Source organism: Ferrovibrio sp. GW821-FHT12E11, from assembly GCF_058806975.1.
Window position 1 is genome coordinate 2836595 of record NZ_JBXAQG010000001.1, and the last position, 19904, is coordinate 2856498.

General features: G+C 63.9%; 20 protein-coding genes. 4 read left to right on the top strand and 16 right to left on the bottom strand.

The window, feature by feature from the left end:
* The first annotated feature begins 102 nt into the window (after positions 1-102).
* Both acs and AC1ROT_RS14150 read left to right on the top strand, forming a co-directional pair.
* On the top strand, positions 103-2046 hold the full coding sequence (acs, locus tag AC1ROT_RS14145) for an acetate--CoA ligase (protein WP_492999762.1): 1944 nt from the start codon (positions 103-105) through the stop codon (positions 2044-2046).
* A 426-nt stretch (positions 2047-2472) separates the two neighbouring features.
* On the top strand, positions 2473-2658 hold the full coding sequence (locus AC1ROT_RS14150; protein ID WP_492971936.1) for a hypothetical protein: 186 nt from the start codon (positions 2473-2475) through the stop codon (positions 2656-2658).
* Here AC1ROT_RS14150 and AC1ROT_RS14155 read toward each other — a convergent pair whose 3' ends face one another.
* The 4 genes from AC1ROT_RS14155 to AC1ROT_RS14170 are packed head-to-tail and all read right to left on the bottom strand — an operon-like array spanning position 2659 to position 6440.
* Positions 2659-4821 (bottom strand): FUSC family protein, encoded by a 2163-nt coding sequence (locus AC1ROT_RS14155; protein ID WP_492999764.1) that lies wholly within the window; start codon positions 4819-4821, stop codon positions 2659-2661. It abuts the gene before it with no gap.
* A 43-nt stretch (positions 4822-4864) separates the two neighbouring features.
* Positions 4865-5380 carry a GNAT family N-acetyltransferase gene (locus AC1ROT_RS14160; RefSeq protein ID WP_492999765.1) on the bottom strand — a complete coding sequence of 172 codons (516 nt, stop codon included), beginning with the start codon at positions 5378-5380 and terminating at the stop codon, positions 4865-4867.
* A complete protein-coding gene (locus tag AC1ROT_RS14165; protein ID WP_492999767.1) occupies positions 5377-5874 on the bottom strand; it encodes a GNAT family N-acetyltransferase in 498 nt (165 codons plus the stop codon). The genes AC1ROT_RS14160 and AC1ROT_RS14165 overlap by 4 nt, the downstream gene beginning before the upstream one ends.
* Positions 5871-6440 carry a helix-turn-helix domain-containing protein gene (locus AC1ROT_RS14170; protein WP_492999768.1) on the bottom strand — a complete coding sequence of 190 codons (570 nt, stop codon included), beginning with the start codon at positions 6438-6440 and terminating at the stop codon, positions 5871-5873. The genes AC1ROT_RS14165 and AC1ROT_RS14170 overlap by 4 nt, the downstream gene beginning before the upstream one ends.
* A 93-nt stretch (positions 6441-6533) precedes the next feature.
* Between AC1ROT_RS14170 and AC1ROT_RS14175 the strand changes: the two genes are divergently transcribed.
* Positions 6534-7652 carry a PQQ-dependent sugar dehydrogenase gene (locus tag AC1ROT_RS14175; protein ID WP_492999770.1) on the top strand — a complete coding sequence of 373 codons (1119 nt, stop codon included), beginning with the start codon at positions 6534-6536 and terminating at the stop codon, positions 7650-7652.
* A 39-nt stretch (positions 7653-7691) separates the two neighbouring features.
* Here the strand turns inward: AC1ROT_RS14175 and AC1ROT_RS14180 are convergent, their stop codons facing one another.
* From AC1ROT_RS14180 to AC1ROT_RS14195, 4 genes are all read right to left on the bottom strand, one after another.
* The gene (locus tag AC1ROT_RS14180; RefSeq protein WP_492971930.1) at positions 7692-9158 is read right to left on the bottom strand and encodes a TRAP transporter large permease; all 1467 of its coding nucleotides are present in this window, start codon (positions 9156-9158) and stop codon (positions 7692-7694) included.
* A gap of 37 nt (positions 9159-9195) precedes the next feature.
* On the bottom strand, positions 9196-9735 hold the full coding sequence (locus AC1ROT_RS14185; RefSeq protein WP_492971929.1) for a TRAP transporter small permease subunit: 540 nt from the start codon (positions 9733-9735) through the stop codon (positions 9196-9198).
* Positions 9736-9954: 219 nt separating this feature from the next.
* Complete coding sequence (locus tag AC1ROT_RS14190; RefSeq protein WP_492999771.1) at positions 9955-10803, bottom strand: hypothetical protein; 849 nt, start codon at positions 10801-10803, stop codon at positions 9955-9957.
* 117 nt (positions 10804-10920) lie between these two features.
* Positions 10921-12330 (bottom strand): aspartate aminotransferase family protein, encoded by a 1410-nt coding sequence (locus AC1ROT_RS14195; protein WP_492999772.1) that lies wholly within the window; start codon positions 12328-12330, stop codon positions 10921-10923.
* 92 nt (positions 12331-12422) lie between these two features.
* On the opposite strand from AC1ROT_RS14195, the gene AC1ROT_RS14200 reads away from it, so the two are divergent.
* The gene (locus tag AC1ROT_RS14200) at positions 12423-13352 is read left to right on the top strand and encodes an alpha/beta hydrolase (protein WP_492999775.1); all 930 of its coding nucleotides are present in this window, start codon (positions 12423-12425) and stop codon (positions 13350-13352) included.
* On the opposite strand, the gene AC1ROT_RS14205 is transcribed toward AC1ROT_RS14200, so the two are convergent.
* The 8 genes from AC1ROT_RS14205 to AC1ROT_RS14240 form a co-directional block, all read right to left on the bottom strand.
* A complete protein-coding gene (locus tag AC1ROT_RS14205) occupies positions 13349-13870 on the bottom strand; it encodes a MarR family winged helix-turn-helix transcriptional regulator (RefSeq protein ID WP_492999776.1) in 522 nt (173 codons plus the stop codon). The two genes, AC1ROT_RS14200 and AC1ROT_RS14205, sit on opposite strands and share 4 nt — an antisense overlap.
* A gap of 19 nt (positions 13871-13889) precedes the next feature.
* Positions 13890-14282 carry a response regulator gene (locus AC1ROT_RS14210; RefSeq protein WP_492971924.1) on the bottom strand — a complete coding sequence of 131 codons (393 nt, stop codon included), beginning with the start codon at positions 14280-14282 and terminating at the stop codon, positions 13890-13892.
* A 105-nt stretch (positions 14283-14387) separates the two neighbouring features.
* Positions 14388-15440, bottom strand: a complete 1053-nt coding sequence (locus tag AC1ROT_RS14215; protein WP_492971923.1) for a protein-glutamate methylesterase/protein-glutamine glutaminase — start codon at positions 15438-15440, stop codon at positions 14388-14390.
* Positions 15441-15460: 20 nt separating this feature from the next.
* Positions 15461-16315 carry a CheR family methyltransferase gene (locus tag AC1ROT_RS14220; protein WP_492999779.1) on the bottom strand — a complete coding sequence of 285 codons (855 nt, stop codon included), beginning with the start codon at positions 16313-16315 and terminating at the stop codon, positions 15461-15463.
* Between the two features lie 18 nt (positions 16316-16333).
* Positions 16334-16864, bottom strand: coding sequence for a chemotaxis protein CheW (locus tag AC1ROT_RS14225; protein ID WP_492999781.1), 531 nt, complete (start codon positions 16862-16864; stop codon positions 16334-16336).
* Positions 16865-16885: 21 nt separating this feature from the next.
* On the bottom strand, positions 16886-19156 hold the full coding sequence (locus AC1ROT_RS14230; RefSeq protein ID WP_492999782.1) for a chemotaxis protein CheA: 2271 nt from the start codon (positions 19154-19156) through the stop codon (positions 16886-16888).
* Positions 19157-19204: 48 nt separating this feature from the next.
* Positions 19205-19570, bottom strand: a complete 366-nt coding sequence (locus AC1ROT_RS14235; RefSeq protein ID WP_492971919.1) for a response regulator — start codon at positions 19568-19570, stop codon at positions 19205-19207.
* Positions 19567-19881 carry an STAS domain-containing protein gene (locus AC1ROT_RS14240; RefSeq protein WP_492971918.1) on the bottom strand — a complete coding sequence of 105 codons (315 nt, stop codon included), beginning with the start codon at positions 19879-19881 and terminating at the stop codon, positions 19567-19569. The genes AC1ROT_RS14235 and AC1ROT_RS14240 overlap by 4 nt, the downstream gene beginning before the upstream one ends.
* Positions 19882-19904 lie beyond the last annotated feature (23 nt).

The following is a 19904-nucleotide window of genomic DNA, read 5'->3' on the forward strand; positions in this document are numbered from 1 at the left end:
GCTTGTCCGTTTCCACCCGAGCGGGCATCATCCGGCCCGATAGGGGAAACGCCGCCGGACCGCGTCGTCCGGGCGTGGATTCAGAACGAGAGGGAGCCGATCATGGCCGAGAATGAACTGTTTCCGGTGAGCGCCGACTGGGCCAAGCGCGCCTGGGCCGATGCCGGCAAGTACAAGGCCATGTACGAACAGTCGGTGAAGGACCCGAACGGCTTCTGGGGCGAGCAGGGCAAGCGTGTCGACTGGATCAAGCCCTATACCCAGGTGAAAGACGTCTCCTTCGACAAGGCCGATCTGCATATCCGCTGGTTTGCCGATGGCGTGCTGAACGTCTCGGCCAACTGCATCGACCGTCATCTGGCCAAGCGTGCGAACCAGACCGCGATCATCTGGGAAGGCGACGATCCGTCGAAGTCGGAAAACATCACCTACCAGCAGCTTCATGACGAAGTCTGCCGCATGGCCAATGTGATGAAGGCCAACGGCGTCAAGAAGGGCGACCGCGTCACCATCTATCTGCCGATGATCCCGGCGGCCGCTTACGCGATGCTGGCCTGCACGCGCATCGGCGCCGTGCATTCCATCGTTTTCGGCGGTTTCTCGCCTGACAGCCTGGCCAACCGCATCCAGGATTGCGACAGCCAGTTCCTCATCACTGCCGATGAAGGCCTGCGCGGCGGCCGCGGCGTGCCGCTGAAGGCCAATGCCGATGCGGCGCTCAAGACCTGCCCCGGCGTGAAGAAGGTGCTGGTGGTGAAGCATACCGGCGGCAAGATCGAGATGGCGGCCGGCCGCGACATCTGGCTGCATGAAGAAGCCGCCAAGGTCCCGGCGACCTGCGCGCCGGAGCCGATGAATGCGGAGGACCCGCTGTTCATCCTCTATACCTCGGGCTCGACCGGCAAGCCCAAGGGCGTGCTGCACACCACCGGCGGCTACCTGGTCTTCGCTTCGATGACGCATCAGTATGTCTTCGACTATCACGATGGCGATATCTACTGGTGCACCGCCGATGTCGGCTGGGTCACCGGCCACAGCTATATCGTCTATGGCCCGCTGGCCAACGGCGCCACCACGCTGATGTTCGAAGGCGTGCCGAACTATCCCGATGCCTCACGCTTCTGGCAGGTGATCGACAAGCACAAGGTCAACATCTTCTACACCGCGCCGACCGCGATCCGTGCCCTGATGCGCGATGGCGAGGCGCCGGTGAAGAAGACCAGCCGCGCATCGTTGCGCCTGCTCGGTTCGGTGGGCGAGCCGATCAATCCGGAAGCCTGGCTCTGGTATCACCGCGTGGTCGGCGACGGCCGCTGCCCCATCGTCGATACCTGGTGGCAGACCGAAACCGGTGGCATCCTCATCACCCCGCTGCCCGGCGCCATCGACCAGAAACCCGGTTCGGCGACGCTGCCCTTTTTCGGCGTGCAGCCGCAGTTGGTGGATGGCGACGGCAAGGTGCTGGAGGGCGCCACCGACGGCAACCTCTGCATCACCGATAGCTGGCCGGGCCAGATGCGCACGGTCTATGGCGATCACCAGCGTTTCATCGACACCTACTTCAGCACCTTCCCCGGCAAGTATTTCACCGGTGACGGCTGCCGCCGCGATGCCGATGGCTATTACTGGATCACCGGCCGCGTCGACGACGTGATCAACGTGTCGGGCCATCGCATGGGCACGGCGGAAGTGGAAAGCGCGCTGGTCGCCCATCTCAAGGTGGCCGAGGCCGCCGTGGTCGGCTATCCGCATGACATCAAGGGCCAGGGCATCTACGCCTATGTGACGCTCAAGGCCGGCATCCAGCCGACCGAAGAGCTGCGCAAGGAACTGGTGCAGCATGTGCGCACGCTGATCGGGCCGATCGCCTCGCCCGATCTGATCCAGTGGGCGCCGGGCCTGCCGAAGACGCGCTCGGGCAAGATCATGCGCCGCATCCTGCGCAAGATCGCCGAGAACGAATTCTCGGCGCTGGGCGACACCAGCACGCTGGCCGATCCCACCGTGGTCGACGATCTGGTCACCAACCGCATGAACAAGAGCTGAGGCCCGCTGCCTATCGCCCGCCGCCCAGACGCGGCGGGACCGGATCAGGGGGCCGCGCAGGCCCCTTGATTTTGCGTTTCTTGTTCCTATTTTGTTTCTTTTCGGTTTTGGACATCGTGAATCGACCCGCCGCTCCACCCGCCCTGAAGGCTGGGACCCACGGCTCAGGCTGGCCAAAAATGGTTCGAGATGGCTGAAAATGGTTTCCAGGTGGCTCCAAATGGCCAACTTTGGTCCAGTTTGGCTCAAGATGGCTCAGGATGGCAGGTTTTGCAGTTGCCGGATTCAACAGAATCAAAGGCTTAATGCCGAAAATGCCTGCGCGGCAACCCTGCCTGCACTGATGAGGCTGATGGCACTGATGGCAGGGGAACCCTCCGGCCCGCCGGGCCTTATCCCTCTGACTGCTTAACAGATGGAGGTCCCATGTCGTCCTCAGCCGGATACGGCCCCAAGGAGCGGACCGAATACGACACCCGCGACCGCACGATAACCACCAACAAGGCGCGCGCCGGGATCGAGCTGCATCGCATGCGTTATGTGCTCGGCTTCGGCATCGCCGGCGCCATCATCGCCTTCGCGCTCGCCTGGTATTTCCTGATCGGCGTCTGATCAGGCGCGCTTCAGCGGCGCGATCTCAAGCCCGGCGGCCAGGTCGTTGATCTGCGCCGCCACCGCTTCGGCCTGCGCCAGCCGCTGCATCAGCGCCGCGACCAGCTGCCATTGCGCACTGCCGGTGTCGCCGTCGCGCGGCAGGGCATCGGGCGCAGGATTTTCCGTATCCTCCGCATGGCCCAGCAGCGCCAGCAGCCGGCCATGATGCTGCGCCAGCAGCGCGTCGGTGACGCCTGCATCCAGCTCGCGGCCGCGGATGCGCAGCAGCACATGCAGGGCTGCAAGCTGTGCCATCATGCGGTAATTGGCCGACAGAAACGCCTGCAGCCGTGGCAGATCGGCATGGCTGGCACCCGGTTCGGCGGCCAGGCGGCGTAGCGCGCCGGCGAAATCGGCGCCGGCATCGAACACATCCTTGCGCGCCAGGCGATAGCTCTGCTCGGTCGGCTGCCGTTTCAGGGCCTGGCGGGCGTATTTGCGGTTGGCGCGCAGCAGCGTCGCGGTCAGCATCGGCAGGCTCTGCCGCTCCCAGTAAGGCAGGATGAAGCTGAAGGCGGCGGCGATGACGACGCCGATCGTGGTATCTAGCAGGCGTTCCAGCAGCAGCGAGCTGTCGCTCGGATTGAGGAAATGCATCATCAGCAGCGCCATGATGCAGGCCGCCGTCGAGGTGATGCGATAGCGCACCGGCGCATAGGCATGCGACAGCCCGATGCTGACGAAATACACCGCCGCCAGTGCCGGATCGGGCAGCAGATGCAGGATGATCGCCGCCAGCACGCAGCCGATCAGGTTGCCGATCAGACGGTCTTTCTGGCGTTGCCGCGTGGCGCTGTAACTGGCGCGCATGATGACGGCGACCGTCAGCAGGATCCAGCTGCCATGGCTGAAATAGCGGGTCAGCACTTCGGCGATGGCATAGGCGCAGAGCATCGCCGCGGTCAGCCGCAACGCATAGCGGAAAATCGGCGAACTGAGCCGCAGATGCCGCCGCATCACGGCGAGGCGATAGGGTCGCGGCGGCAGGAAGTCGGCCAGTTGCACGATGCTCAGCACGGCGTCGGCGGTGTCTTCGCGGCGCAGCGCCTGCTGTACCTGGACGGTGGCGTCGATGGCATGGCCGATGCGTTCCAGTGTGGCGCGCAGTTCGATCACTGCCTGGCCATGCTCGGTGGCGGCATCCATGCCGGCATCCAGTGGCGCGATCTGCTGCACGCGTGCGGCAATGGCGGCGAATTCGGCGCGCAGGGCTTCGATATCGGCGCTCGGGCGGCCGCTGTCGGCTTCCTCGGCCAGGGTGCCGAGCAGGTCGGCGATATGCAGCACGCCATCGCGGATGCTGACCAGGATCAGGCTGCTGTCGCGCTGGCTGCCGAACTGGCGCTGCAGCAGCCAGTAATCGGTCTGGCTCGACAGGATGGTCTCGAAGGCATCCAGCATGGCCACCAGGGCCGCAGCCCATTCCCGCTCCCGGGTGCGCTCCATGGTGCGGAACAGCAGGTTGCGCGCGGATTCAACGCGCTCCATCAGCGTCACCTGCCGCTCGATCAGCGCGGCATAGGCCGCCTCGATCGGCGTTTCGGTGTCATACAGGCTGGCCTTGGCCCGCACATAGGCGGCAAAGGCCTCCAGTGCGCCGGCCAGCGCGATCTGCTTGTGGCGCGCCTCCAGCCATTCCGCAGCCAGCATGCCGAAGATGCCGTAGGCCGCAGCACCCGTGGCGAAGCACAGCGCATGCAGCACGGCGGCATGGGGATCCGGGGTCGGCGTGCCGAAGGCGAAGATCATCGCCAGGATCATCGACATGCTGAGCGCCAGCGCGCTCTTGCCATAGACCGAGACCATGGCGGCCAGGAAGCTGGTGACGGCGACGATAGGCAGCTGCGCCCAGGCATTGCCGCTGCTCAGGCCGACCGCCAGCGTCACCAGGCTGCCGAAGATGAAGGCGATCAGGAAGCCCAGTCGCTTGTGGTCGGGCGTCGTCGGCGTATCGACGATGCTGACGCTGGTGGCGCCCACTGCCACCGCGGCGGCCACCTGATAGCCCGCGAACAGCCCGGCTGCCAGAACCACAATCAGCACGCCCGCCATGGCGGTCAGGCCGCTGAGCAGGTTCTGGGCCGGCAGGGAAAAATTCGCGAGGCTGAACGGATTGGTCATGGCGGCTGTTTGATCGCCGCTATTCTAGCGAGGCCGCTATGATCTAGGCGAGGTCTTTGTAGAAAAACGTGCAGGCCGCCACTGCGGTGCCGTCCGCCGTCCGGGCATAGCGCGGCACGATGCCGAACGACGTATAGCCCAGCGCCGCATACAGCCTTTCGGCGCTGCTGCCATGCTCCGTATCCAGCGTCAGCAGGTCGCGCTGCAGGCGGCGCGCTTCCGCTTCGGCCGCCAGCATCAGGGCGCGGGCCAGGCCCTGGCGGCGGGCGCGGCGATGCACCAGCAGCTTCTTGATATCGGCGCGATGCGGCTGGTTCGGCGGCGTGTCGAGGCCCAGCATCACGGTGCCGGCAAGCCGCCCGTCATGGCGCGCCGCCAGCAGCACGGCATCGCCGCTGCGCAGAGCCGGCAGTTGCCGCTGCCAGAAGGCCTTCGCCTGCTCATGGCTGAAGGGCTGCACGAAGTTGACGCTGGCGCCGCCCTCCACGCAGTCCTTCAGGATATCGGCCAGCGCATCGAGTTCGGCTTCCGCCGTGGCGGCATTGAGAACGGCGATCATGCCTGCAGCATCCTTTGCAGGAAGACGAGGTCGAGCCAGCGCTCGAATTTCCAGCCGGCCTCGCGGATCACGCCGGCGGGCGCATAGCCCAGCCGTTCATGCAGGCGCAGGCTGGCGGCATTATCAGCGGTGATGCCAGCGATCATGGTGCGCAGGCCGCGCGCTTTCGCGATCTCCAGCAGCGGCGCCAGCAGGAGTTTTCCGATGCCCTTGCCGCGGCTGTCGGGCGCCACATAGATGGCGTTCTCCACTGTGTAGAGATAGGCCGGCCAGGGGCGGAAGGGTCCGTAGCTGCAATAGCCCAGCACCGTGCCGTTTTCCTCGGCCACCAGCACCGGCAGGTTCTGTTCGACCTTCATCCGCAGCCAGTCGGCCTGCGCCTGCGGCTCGCGCGCGGTATAGTCGAAGACCGCCGTGGTGTTCAGTACGGCATCGTTATAGATGGCGCGGATCGCCTCGGCGTCTGCGGGCCGCACATCGCGGATCTGGATCATCGGGTCGCTCGCTTGGCAATGATGACGAGGTAGCGGCAGGCGGTGCTGCCGGTGTTGGTGAAAACATGCGGCTGGTCGAGCGCGCAATGCAGGCAGTCGCCGGCGCCGATGGCAAAGCTCTCGGCCCCGCTCTGGAAGGTGAGCGTGCCACTGACGCCGAGGATATGCTGGTCGTAGGATTGCGGCGGCAGGGCTGGATAGCTGATGCGCGCGCCGGGCGGCAGGGTCGCCTGCACGATCTCGACCATCGAGCCGGTGCCGGCGGGACTGACGGCCTGCCGTTCGAAGCCGGTTTCGGGATCGCGCCATTGCGGCTGGGCGGCGGCCTTCAGCAGCACCAGGCTGCGGTCCTCCACGGCGGCCATCAGGCCCGAGAGCGTGATCTCCAGCCCGGCGCAGAGCCGGCCGAGCAGGGCGGCGGTGGGGCTGGCTTCGCGGCGCTCGATCCGGGATATCATCGGCTTGCTGACGCCGCTGCGGGTGGCCAGTTCGGCCAGCGAAAAGCCCAGCTCCTCGCGGCGGGTTTTCAGGCGGCTGGCGATCCGGGCTTCGATATCGTCATTCATGAGACAATCGTCTACTATAAGAGACATCTTTTCGTCAACTGGCCATGGCGGCTCCGGCCGCCTATCTGTTCAAGGGTCAGCAATGGAGGGGTCATGCGTCGATTAGCCGGTCTTGGGTTGCTGGGTCTGCTTGTTGCCGTTCCGGCGGCCGGCCAGCCGGCAAAAGTCATCCGTACCGAGGATGTGACAGTCCGCGCCGTCACAGTGGCGCGCGGCCTGGAGAATCCCTGGGGCATGGCCTTCCTGCCCGATGGCCGCCTGCTGGTGACCGAACGGCCGGGCAAGATGCGTGTGGTGAAGGACGGCCAGGTCTCGGCGCCGCTGGGTAACGTGCCGAAGGTGTTCGACAGCGGCCAGGGCGGCCTGCTGGACGTGACGCTCGACGCGGATTTCGCCAGCAACCGGAAAATCTACTTCACCTATGCCGAGCCTGGTGAGGGCGGTGCCGGCACGGCGCTGGCCAGTGCGGTGTTTGCCGAGGCCCGCCTGGAGGATGTGAAGGTGCTGTTCCGGCAGCAGCCGAAACTGTCCGGCGGCCTGCATTTCGGCAGCCGCGTGGTCGTTGGCCCGGATGGCAAACTGTGGCTGGGTCTGGGCGAGCGGTATCGCCGCGACGAGGCGCAGAACCTGAACGTCCATCTGGGCAAGGTGATCCGGCTGAACACCGACGGCAGCGTGCCGGCCGACAATCCCTTTGTCGGCCGCAACGATGCGCAGCCTGAAATCTGGTCTTACGGCCATCGCAATATCCAGGGCATGACGCGGCATCCGCAGACCGGCGTTGTCTGGCTGCATGAACATGGCGCGCAGGGCGGCGACGAGATCAATATCCCCGAGCGCGGCCGGAACTATGGCTGGCCGGTCATCACCCATGGCATCGACTACAGCGGCGCGAAGATCGGTATCGGCACGGCGGCACCCGGCATGGAGCAGCCGCTGCTGCACTGGACACCCTCGATCGCGCCATCGGGCATGGCGTTTTACAGCGGCGACAGGATACTCGCCTGGAAAGGCAACCTGTTTGTCGGCTCGCTGAAATTCGGCACGCTGCATCGCGTGGTGCTGGATGGCGCCAGGGTCGTCAGGCAGGAGCAGATGCTGAAGGATATCGGCGACAACATCCGCGATGTGCGCAACGGACCGGATGGCTATCTCTATCTCGCCACCGACAGTCCGCAGGGCCGCATCCTGCGGCTGGAAGTCGCCGACTGATCACATGAAAAAGCCCGGCATCGCTGCCGGGCTTTTTGCTTAATCGGCCTTGGGCCGCAGCTCTTCGGGGACTTCCGGTTCGTCGTCGGGGTCCGGTGTGTCCGGGCTGGCATTGGAATCGGTGCCCATCGGATCGTTGGGGATTTCGATCTGGATCGTATTGGGATCGACACTCGGGCCGTCATCCAGCCAGTAGGTCACCGATTCCGGCCAGAAGATCAGAATGCCGACCAGGATCAGCTGCAGAATCACCCATGGGATGGCACCCCAGTAAATATCCGAACTTCGGACCGATTTCGGCGCGATGCCGCGCAGATAGAACAATGCAAAGCCGAAGGGCGGATGCATGAACGAGGTCTGCATGTTGGCGCCCAGCATGACGCCGAACCAGATCAGGTCGATGCCGAGCTTGGTCGCCACCGGCGCCAGCAGCGGGATGATGATGAAGGCGATCTCGAAGAAATCGAGGAAGAACGCCAGGAAGAAGACGAAGATGTTGACGAAGATCAGGAAGCCGACAGCGCCGCCGGGCAGGCTGGTCAGCAGATGCTCGATCCACAGATCGCCGTCCACGCCGCGGAAGGTCAGGCCGAACACGGTGGAGCCGACCAGGATGAACACCACCATCGCGGTGATGCGCATGGTCGAGCCCATGCCCTGCCACAGCAGGTCCCAGCTCAGGCGCTTGTGGATCGCAGCCAGCACCATGGCGCCGACAGCACCCATGGCGCCGCCTTCGGTCGGTGTGGCCAGGCCCATCAGGATGGTGCCCAGAACCAGGAAGATCAGGACCAGCGAGGGCACGATGCCCCAGAGGATTTTCTTGGCCAGCGCCCAGCCATGAATGGTGCGGGCTTCCAGCGGCAGGGCGGGTACCCATTGCGGCTTGAAGATGCTGACGCCGAAAATGAACAGGCAGAACAGGGCGACCTGCAGCATGCTGGGGCCGATGGCGCCGGCATACATGTCGCCGACCGAGCGGCCGAGCTGGTCGGCCAGCACAACCAGCACCAGCGAAGGCGGGATCAGCTGGGTGATGGTGCCCGACGCGGCGATCACGCCGGTGGCGAGCCGCATGTCATAGCCGTAACGCATCATCACCGGCAGCGAGATCAGGCCCATGGCGATGACCGAGGCCGCCACCGTGCCGGTGATGGCGCCGAGCACGGCGCCGACCAGGATCACGGCATAGGCAAGGCCGCCGCGGATCGGACCGAAGGCCTGACCCAGGCCATCGAGCAGGTCTTCCGCCAGGCCGCAGCGCTCCAGGATCGCGCCCATGAAGGTGAAGAAGGGAATGGCCAGCAGCAGGTCGTTGGCCATGATGCCGAAGACGCGCTCCGGCAGGGCCTGCAGCAGGGCGGAGGAGAAGAAGCCCTGCTCGATGCCGATGAAACCGAAGAACAGACCGACCGCCGCGAGCGAGAAGGCGACCGGGTAGCCGATCAGCATGAAGACCACGAGGCCCCCGAACATCAGGGGCGCCATCCAATCCAACGGAATCATTTCTGGTATCCTCGAACCCTGAAGGCCAGCGCAGCGGTCACTGCAACGGCTTTTCGTATTTGATAATCAGTTCTTCATGCCCCTGCAGCGCGGCGATGCGCTTGATGATCTCGGAGAGACCCTGAAGAGTGAGCAGGAAGAAGCCGATCGGCACGCAGATTTTCACCGGCCAGCGCAGGAGGCCGCCGGCATTGGTCGACATCTCGTTGATGACCCAGGAATTGTGGAACATCGGCCAGGACAGCCAGCCGATGATGACGGTCGCCGGCAGCAGGAAGAAGATGCCGCCCAGCAGGTCGATCCACATCTGGGCCTTCGATGACACGTTGCCGTAAATGATGTCGACGCGCACATGCTCGTTGCGATTCAGGGTATAGGCGGCGCCAAGCAGGAAGATCGCGCCGAACATGTACCACTGGATTTCGAGCCAGGCATTCGAACTGGCATTGAACAGATAGCGGGAGAAGGCGTTGCCGGCGCTGATCAGGCAGGACAGCAGGATCAGCCAGGTGGCAATCCAGCCGATCCAGGTGTTGAGGCGGTCGACGGCAGTACTGAAAGCCAGAAGCGCACGCATAGACAAATTCCCCCTTCGCACCGGATCGTCCCTGATCCGGATCGTCGGCGGCCCGGGGTGTCACGCCATGGCCGTCCCTGTTTGCGGGGCTGTTTCTTATTCTATGCGGGTCGTTCTATCCAGCCCCGGTCGACGACCGGCGCTATATATAATCGACTGCCCACCAATAAGGCATAAAATTTTCGTAAAATCGTGGACTTAGCGGCTTTTGCCGCAGGTTCAGCCCATCTCGCCCGTATTCGGGTTGTAGTTATTGATCGTCCGGTGGACCACATCCAGCAGGTTGCGGGCGATCGGGTCCTGGCCATTCAGGATCAGGGTGAAGGCCACCCGTGTCATGCCCAGTTTCTGGGCAACCTGGTCGAGGGTCAGACCGCGGGCGCGACAGGCGGCGCTGACCATGTCGAACGAGCCCTTGTCGAGGAAAACCCGGCCCCATTCATCGCGGCCGGTGAGGCGGATCGGCTTGATATCGGTGGTGCTGCCGCTGCCGCGAGCCTGCCCGCCGGCCGCGCCCTTGGCAGCGGCCGTGACGATACCGGTCCGCTGCGGCGGGCGGTAATCCGGGTCGCGTTCGAACACTTCCAGCTGCGGGGCCTGGTCCATCAGATGCTGCAGCATCTTGCGCATATGCTCCAGCAGATCGCCGGCGCTGCCGCCGGCTTCGGGCCCGTCGATCAGCATGCTGCTGAGTTCTTCCAGCCGCTTCAGCCGCGAGGCGAAGAATTCCCGCGCGCCATAGGGCAGGGCAGAGCGGGCCTCGATCAGGTTCTCGAGGTAGCTCTGCTTGATGTCGATTTCCATCTTGAGAATCTTGGCGCGCATCTGCGCCACATAGCGGCGCAGCTCGTCGCGACGGCCGGTCTTCAGCACCGACAGCCGGCCCTCGGCCACCTCGGCGGCCTGGTGGAAATCGTCGACTAGGCCGGAGAATTTGCGGAAACCGGAAACAGTGCTGCGCTTTTCCGCCGGATCTTCCGTGAATCTGAAGATCTGGAGGGCCCGTTGTTCAATTTTGGAAACCAGTTCGTTGGCTTCCTGGTTATGCGCGTGATTGTCAGCGATCATCGATAAATACTGTTTCGAGCCCGGTTACATTAACCTTAACACAATCCCCGCGATTGGCGAACCGTCTGGTTACCCCTCAAAAGGATAGGGTGCAGCGCGACTTGACGCTGCCGCAGGTCAGCCTGCGATGCGCAGACCCTGCTGAGTCACCCAGGCCTCGGTTCTGGCCAGGGCGCGTTCGAACCGGTCGAACAGCTCGTCGATCTCGCTTTCGGTGATGATCATCGGCGGACAGAAGCCCATGACGTCGCCGCCCATGGCGCGATTGATCAGGCCTTCCTCCTGCGAGAAGTTCATGCAGGCAGCGCCGACGCCGGCCGTGGGGGCAAAGTTGCGCTTCGTCGCCTTGTCGGCCACCAGTTCCACGCCGCCGATCAGGCCGATGCCGCGGGCCTCGCCGACCAGCGGATGATCGCCCAGCTTTTTCAGGCGGGCGAGGAAGCGCGGCGAAACGCTGTTCACATGCTCCAGGATGTTGCGCTCTTCGTAGAGCTGCAGGGCGCGCAGCGCCACGGCGGCGGCCACCGGATGGCCGCCATAGGTGAAGCCATGGCCGAAGGTGCCGATCTTGCCGGAGTTGTCGCGGATCACCTCGTAGACATGTTCGGGCACCAGCACGGCCGAGATCGGCAGATAGGCGCCGGACAGTTGCTTGGCGCAGGAGATGAAATCCGGCTTGTAGTCGAAGCTCTGGGCGCCCCACCAGGTGCCGGTGCGGCCGAAGCCGCAGATCACTTCATCCGAGACGCTGAGGATATCGTGCTTTTTCAGCACCGCCTGGATGGCGGGGAAATAGCCCTTCGGCGGCAGGATCACGCCACCGGCGCCCATGACCGGTTCGGCGAAGAATCCGGCGATGTTGTCAGCGCCTTCTTCCGCGATGAAGGCTTCCAGATTGCGGGCCAGGCGGGCGACGAAATCGGCCTCGCTCTCGCCGGCTTCCGCAAAGCGGTAATAATGCGGACAGTCGACATGCTTGATGCGGGCGATCGGCAGATCGAAGTCGCGATGGTTGGCCGGCAGGCCGGTCAGGCTGGCGCTGGCGACGGTGACGCCGTGATAGCCCTTCATGCGGCCAAGGATGGTCTTCTTCTCGGGTTTGCCGCGCGCGTTGTTGTAGTACCACATCAGCTTGATGAGGGTGTCGTTGGCGCCCGAGCCGCCTTCGGCGAAGAACACCTTGCCCACCGGCAGCGGGCTTAAGCTTTTCAGCTTCTCGGCCAGCTCCACCACCGGTCCGGTCGTCTTGTGGCCGAAGCCGTGATAGTAGGGCAGCTTGCGCATCTGCTCGATGGCGGCATCGACCAGGGCGGCCTCGCTGAAGCCCAGGCCGGCGCACCACAGGCCGGCCATGCCTTCGATATATTCCTTGCCGGTGTCGTCATAGACATAGATGCCCTTGCCGCGCTCGATCACCAGCGGACCAGCGATCTCATGCTTCACCATGTTGGTATAGGGATGCATGACATGGGCGATGTCGCGGGCCGCCATGGAATTCGGGCGCGGGGGATCGGGCATCACGGTCATGGCAGACTCCGGGGCAGGCAGTGAGAGGTCGTCAGTAGACGGCGAAACACCCCCCGCTGTCAAAAGCCAAGCGGTGCCGTTAGACTCTAGGCATGACCGCACCGACTCTGACCCTGACCTCTCCCGCCGACGGCCTGGTGCTGCGCGGCTATGAATGGCTGCCGGCGGGCGATGCCGCCGCCGTGGTGGTGATCGCCCATGGCATGGCCGAGCATGCCGGCCGTTATGCCCGCTTTGCCGCGGCCCTGAACGGTGCCGGTTTTGCGGCTTATGGTTTCGATCATCGCGGCCATGGCCATACGGCGGCCCAGCCCGCCGATCTGGGCCATATGGCCGACCGCGATTCCTGGAACTGCGCCGTGGCCGACCTGGCCGCGGTCTGCCGCATGGCGGCCGCGCGCCATCCGGGCCGCCCGGTGCTGCTGTTCGCCCATTCGATGGGTTCCTTCATGGCGCAGCAGCTGCTCTACGAGCATGGCGATCTGCTGGCCGGCTGCGTGCTCTGCGGCTCGAACGGCAAGCCGCCGGCGATTGCCGCGCTGGGGCGCCTGGTGACGCGGCTGGAGCGCCTGCGGCGCGGCCGGCGCGGCATCAGCCCGCTGGTGCAGTCGCTGTCCTTCGATGCCTTCAACAAGCGGTTCCAACCGGCGCGCACGCCCTATGACTGGTTGTCGCGCGATCCGGCTGAAGTCGACAAATATATCGCCGATCCCTTCTGCGGTTTTCCGATCACCATCGAATCCTGGATCGGCCTGCTGGACGGGCTGGAGGCGATGGCGCGGCCGCAGAACCAGGCGCGGATTCCGAAAGCGCTGCCGATTTTCGTGATCGCCGGTCGTCATGATCCGGTATCCGGCGGTGGCAAGGGCCTGCGACAGTTGCTGGATGCTTATGCGGCCGCGGGATTGCAGCGGGTGGAAAGCCGCTTCTACGACGAGGCGCGGCACGAGCTGCTGAACGAGACCAACCGCGATGCGGTGACGGAAGACGTGCTCGGCTTTTTCCGGCGCTGCCTGGCTTAAGACGCGGACTCTTCGGAGACCGTATCGACAGCAAGATTGCCGTAAATCCGGTGCAGCAGCGTCTTGAGCTGATCGATTTCATTATTGCTCAGGCCGGCCAGGGCGGCGCGTTCCAGCGCCGTGGCAGCCGGCGTCAGATCCGCGGTCAGTGCGGCGCCGGCCTGCGTCAGTCGGATGGCGATGGCGCGGGCATCGCTGGCATCGCGGGCCCGCAGCACCAGGGCCGCAGCCTCCAGGCCACCGACCAGGCGCGACAGCGTCGAAACCTCGATGCTGGTGCGGGCGGCCAGTTCGGTCAGGCGCTGGCCATCGCTTTCGCGCAGGGCCGCCAGCACGCGCCAGTCCTGCAGGGTGACGCCGGCATGGCGCAGTTTGCCGCCGAAGCGCAGGGCCAGAGAAACGCCGGCGCGATTGATGAGATAGGGCAGGTAATCGTCAAGCCGGAGCGGCGGGGCTGCATCCGCAGCGGGCGGCAGAACTGCGGTGGATTGATCCAGGGGAGGCGGGCTGGTGGCCATCGTGCGCGCGGCGCGGGCGTCAGTTGCCGAGCTTGCCCAGAACGGCTTCGATCTTCTGCTTCATGGTGGCGGCGTTGAACGGCTTCACCATGTAGTTGTTGACGCCGGCCTGGATGGCCGTCTTCACCATTTCGGTATCGCGCTGGCCGGTCGCCATGATGAAGGGCATGCGCTTGGTCAGCGGATTGCTGCGAATGGTCTTGAGCAGGGTCAGACCATCCATCCCGTCCATGTTCCAGTCGGAAATGATCAGGTCGAATTTGTTCGAGCCAATGGCGACGAGGGCTTCCGCGCCGCTCTTGGCTTCAACGACATTCTTGATGCCGATTTCCTGGAGACAATACCGCGCGATGCCGCGCATGCTCATCTGGTCGTCGACAATCAAAACTCTAAGAGTGCTGGCCGAAGGCATATTGCCCCTCGCTTTTCCTCAACGCTACCAGCCGCAGCCATCCTGGCCGGCGGCACACGATTCAACACCTAACATCATGGTTTTTAGCGCAAAAAACAAGTTTCCTCAACGCTGTTTGCAGCGGTTCAGAATCTCGGCAGCGACCTGCCCGATCCCCACTTCCGCCTGTACGCCACCCATCAGTTTCGCGGCTTTGGGCATGCCGTAGACCAGACTGGTCGACTCATCCTGACCGATCGTCTGGGCACCGACCTCCAGCATTTTCTTGAGACCGACGGCACCGTCCTTGCCCATACCGGTCAGGATCACGCCGATCGCATTATGGCCGGCATGCTCGGCCACCGAATTGAACAACACATCGACCGACGGGCGATGCCCGGAGACCGGCGGATCATGGTTAAGTTTGGTGTAGTAGTGGCCGCCGGAGCGGTGCAGCGTCAGATGGAAGTCGCCCGGCGCGATATAGACATGGCCGGGGAAGACGCGGACGTTGTCCTTGGCTTCCGTAACGGTCACGGCCGACAGCGAGTCCAGCCGGGCGGCGAAGCTGCCGGTGAAGCGCGGCGGCATATGCTGGGTGATCAGGATCGGCGGGCTGTCGGGCGGCAGGATGGTGATGACTTCCTTCAGCGCCTCGACACCGCCGGTAGAGGACCCGATCGCCACAATGATGTCCGTGGAGTTGAAGCCGGGTCCGGGGGTCAGGCGCTTGGGGGTATGGCCTTCCGGCGGCCGGTTGCGCGCCACCACCCGGGCGGTGGAAGCCATCTTCACCTTGGCGATCAGCTCGGTCTTGATCTCTTCCAGGGCGTGCTTGATGTCCAGCGTCGGCTTGGGCACGAAATCGACGGCGCCCATTTCCAGCGCCTGCATCGTGATCGTGGCGCCCTTCTGGGTCAGGGTCGAGACCATCACCACCGGCATCGGCCGCAGGCGCATGATCTTTTCCAGGAAGGAAATGCCATCCATGTTTGGCATCTCGATATCCAGGGTCAGGACATCGGGATTGAGTTCCTTGATCATGGTGCGGGCGACCAGCGGATCGGGGGCGGCGCCCACAACATCCAGCTCGGGATCGCTGGACAGGGCAGAGGTCAGCAGCTGGCGGATCAGCGCGCTGTCATCGACGATAAGAACTTTGATCTTTTTGCCGGCCACTGTGCTGCGTCCCAGAGGAATTAAGCGATCTTGCGATGGATGTTGCGGCCCAGGAGCTTGAACCGCTCGGTGATGCCGAACAGGTTCTCCGAATGGCCGATATAGAGGAAGCCGCCGGGCACCAGCATGTTCGCATAGCGGTCGAACAGTACGCGCTGGGTATCCTTGTCGAAGTAGATGACCACATTGCGGCAGAAGATCAGGTCAAACGGGCCCTTCATCGGCCACTTGTCGATCAGGTTGAGGTATTTGAAGCTGATCAGGCTGCGCGCTTCATCAACGACCCGCACCTTGTCGGCGCCATGGGGCTCGAAATACTTCTTGGCGATATCGGCCGGCATGCCTTCCAGCGCGCTGGCGGCATAGATGCCTTCCGAACCGCGACGCACCATCTCGGTGTCGATATCGGTGGCCAGGATCTTGGCATCCCACTGCTTGATATCCGGCATGGCGCGCAGCAGGGTGATCGCGGTCGAATAGGGCTCCTCGCCAGACGAGCAGCCGGCGCACCAGATGCGCAGCCGCCGGCCCTGGCTCACCGCGCGGGCGCGAATCTCCTGCAGCGCGGTGGTGCCCAGATGCTCGAAATGATGGTTCTCGCGGAAGAACTTGGTGAGGTTGGTGGTCAGCGCGTTGAGCGTGGTGCCCAGCTCGTCGCGACCCTCGGGCGTGGCGATGAATTCGATATACTGACGGAAGGTTTTCATGCCCAGCTTGCGCAGCCGCTTGGCCAGGCGGGCATAGACCATGTTGTGCTTGGTCGGGCCCAGTTCGATACCGGTGCGTTCCTTCAGCATGGCGCGCAGGAAATCGTAGTCTCCTGTCGAGAAACTGAATTCCCGGTCTTCAGCGGTTGGAATGTCGGCGGTTGCCATCGGTTCAGCCGCTCTGCGTCAGGCCGCAGCGCCGCTTGACTCCGACGGCGCGGCCAGCAGCGGTTTGCCGGTGTTGTCGGCGGCTTCCAGCATGCGGCTGGAGAACATGCGTTCCAGCCCGATCAGGCCGACCATGCGCTCGCCCACCGTGATCAAACCCTCCATGAAGCCCAGTCCGCTCACCTGCTCCATATCGGGCATCGGGCGGATTTCATCTTCGTTGATGGTGATGATGTCGGAGACGGCATCGACCAGGATGCCGACGATACGGGCCGCGATCGAGACGATAATCACGACATTGTACTTGGTCGGTTCGGTGCGCGGCATGCCGAAGCGGGCACGCAGGTCGAAGATCGGCACGATGGCGCCGCGCATGTTGATGACGCCGCGCACCACTTCCGGCGTATTGGGCAGCGGCGTGGTTTCCGACCAGGCGCGGATTTCGCGCACCGCCATGATGTCGACGCCATATTCCTCATTGCCGACCGTGAAGGATACCAACTGTACGGTACGGCTGGAGCGGCCAGACTGTTCTGCTTCGGATGCCATGCGGAATGCTCCCTAAACGCTTCAGGCCGCGGGCGCGGCCAACCGCGGCCGTACTGTGCGCTGCTCGTGCTCGGCGATATGCTTGATGCCAGCCACATCCAGGATGAGCGACACCCGGCCATTGCCGAGGATGGTGGCGGCGCCGACACCGCGGATCGGGTCGAAATTCTCTTCCAGGCTTTTGATAACCACCTGCTGCTGGCCGATGATCTCGTCGACGACCAGGCCCATTTTCGAGCTGTCTTCCAGTTCCACGATGATGACCAGGGCCTTGGTCGGATCGTCGATGCCCATCGGCACCTTGAAGATGCGGTGCAGGTAGACCAGCGGCACATATTCGCCACGAATGCGCAGCAGTTCGCTCTGGTTGGCGACGATGTTGATCTGGTCGGGTTCGGGCCGCAGGCTTTCGACGATATTGGCGAGCGGCAGGATGTAGGACTGCACGCCGACCTTGAGCACCATGCCGTCCAGCACGGCCAGCGTCAGCGGCAGGGTCAGGATGAAGGATGAGCCCTGGCCGGGGCGCGACTGGATATGCACGCGGCCGCCGAGCGACTGGATGTTCTGGCGCACCACGTCCATGCCGACGCCGCGGCCGGAAATGTTCGACACCGTATCCGCCGTGGAGAAGCCGGGCAGGAAGATCAGGTTGTCGATTTCTTCGTTGCTCAGCACCGCATCGGGGGCGACCAGTTTCTTCTCGATCGCCTTTTTCATCACCTTGTCGCGGTTGATGCCGCGGCCATCGTCGGTGATCTCGATGACGATGCGGCCGCCGCGCTGGTCGGCCGAGACATGGATGACGCCTTCCGCCTGCTTGCCGGCAGCGGCACGGTCTTCCGGGCTTTCGATGCCATGATCGCAGGAATTGCGGATCATATGGGTCAGCGGATCGCCGAGCTGCTCGATCACCGTCTTGTCGATTTCGGTGTTCTCGCCGCTCATGTCGAGGCGGATCTTCTTGTTGGTCATCATCGCCAGCTCGCGCACCAGGCGGGGCAGGCGGGCGAACACGCTCTTCACCGGCTGGGCACGCATCGCCATCACGCTTTCCTGCAGATCGCGGATGTGATGCGAGAGTTCGGCCAGGCCGTTGGCGAGTTCAGGATGCTGGTCGGCATGCAGATGCTCGGTCTGCTGCGCGATCATCGCATGGGTGATGACGAGCTCGCCCACCATGTTGACCAGCTTGTCGACGCGGTCGAGATCGACGCGGATCGAGCGCGGGGTCTTGGCGTCGCCACCACCACCACCACCGCCGCCGCCAGTTGCACCGCCACCAGCCGCACCGGCACCAGCATTGGCGCCGCCTTCCGGCTTGGGCGCTGCTGCAGCCTTGGGCGGGGCTTCCGCTTTCGGGGCCGCCGGGGCAGCGGCGGGCGGGGTCGGTTTGGCTTCGGCCGCTGGTTTGTCGGCGGGCTTGGCGGCAGCCGGCTTCGGCGCCGCTTCGGCCTTGGCGGCCGGCGGATTCAGGCAGGTGATTTCCAGCAGGCAGTCATCGAGAACGAATTCGAACACATCCCGGATCGCAGCTTCGCCGCGATCGGTCTCAATCTCGAATTCCCACTTGATATAGGCCCCTTCCGGCTGGATCTGGTCGATCGGCGGCACGGCGTCGGCATCGGCCTTGGCGATAAAGCCGCCCAGTTCGCGCAGTTCGCGGATCAGGATCAGCGGTTCGTTGGCGCGCTGATACAGCGCGTCCTTGGGCTCGAATTTGACCACATACTTCAGCAGGGGCGCCTTGGTCGGCGCCGCCGCTTCAGGCTCGGGCTCGGGTTCAGGCTCGGCGGCGGCTGCCGGGGCGGCAGCCATCAGGTCGTCGACATCGCCGCCGCCTGCCAGCTGGGCATCCAGCGCGGCCAGCGCCGCATCCGCGGCATTCGGATCGGCATCGACGCCGATGGAGGCGGCCAAGTCAATCAGCGACTTGCGGCCTTCGTTTTCGTGATCGGGCGGCAGTTCCGCGCCGGTTTGCGCCGCCTTGACCAGGTCGGACAGGATGTCGGCGCAATGCAGCACCAGCAGCACGGAATCCGGCGTCGGCTCCAGCCGGCCGTCGCGCATCAGATCCAGCACGGTTTCGAAAATATGGGCAAAGGCGACAAGGCGTTCGAAGCCGAAGGCGCCGGCGCCGCCCTTGATCGAATGGATGGCGCGGAAAACGGCGTTCAGCGTGTTCTTGTCGCCTTCGCCGGACTGGAGCGCCATCAGATGGCCTTCCAGATCGCCGAGCAGCTCCTCACATTCTGAGAAGAAGGTTTGCTTGAATTGTTCTAGGTCATCCATAGGGCGCGTCCCGCTTCTGCTCCGCGTCGCCGTTTTGCGTCAGCCGGTTCAGGGGCTGACCTTACGGATTACATCCAGCAGCTTGCCGGGATCGAAAGGCTTGACGATCCATCCGGTGGCGCCGGCACTGCGGCCTTCTTCTTTTTTCGACTGGCTGCTTTCGGTCGTCAGGATCAGCACCGGCGTCGCCTTGTTCTTGGCGTGCTTGCGCAACTCCTTGATGAAGGTGATGCCGTCCATCACCGGCATGTTGATGTCGGTGATGATGACGTCGATATTGTTGGCTTCGAGCAAATCCAGGCCTTCCTGGCCGTTCTCGCCCTGAATGACTTCGTAGCCGCCCTGCTTCAGCGCGAATTGCAGCATCTGCAGCATCGTCTTCGAGTCGTCGACGGTGAGAACTCTTTTGGTCATGTCTGTACCGGCCATTTCATGAGAAACGAGAACAGGCCCAGATCGTCGAAAGCGGAAACGAAGGCATCGCTGGGGGCTTTCACGACAAAGCCGATGCCGTGCTCCTCCATATGCTTCGCCGCTGACAGCAGAATCTGCACGCAGGGCGTGGAAAGCCGTTCCACCGCCGAGGCGTCGATTACCACCTTGCCGCCCTGGGACAAAATCTCGTGGAAGCTATGCAAAAGGGGTTCGGCGGCGCGCAAATCCATGCTCGCTGCCAGAGCGATCTGGGTTGCGTCGTCCGTTTTCGTGACTGTGAACGAATCCATCCACCAATCCCCCTAAACACTCG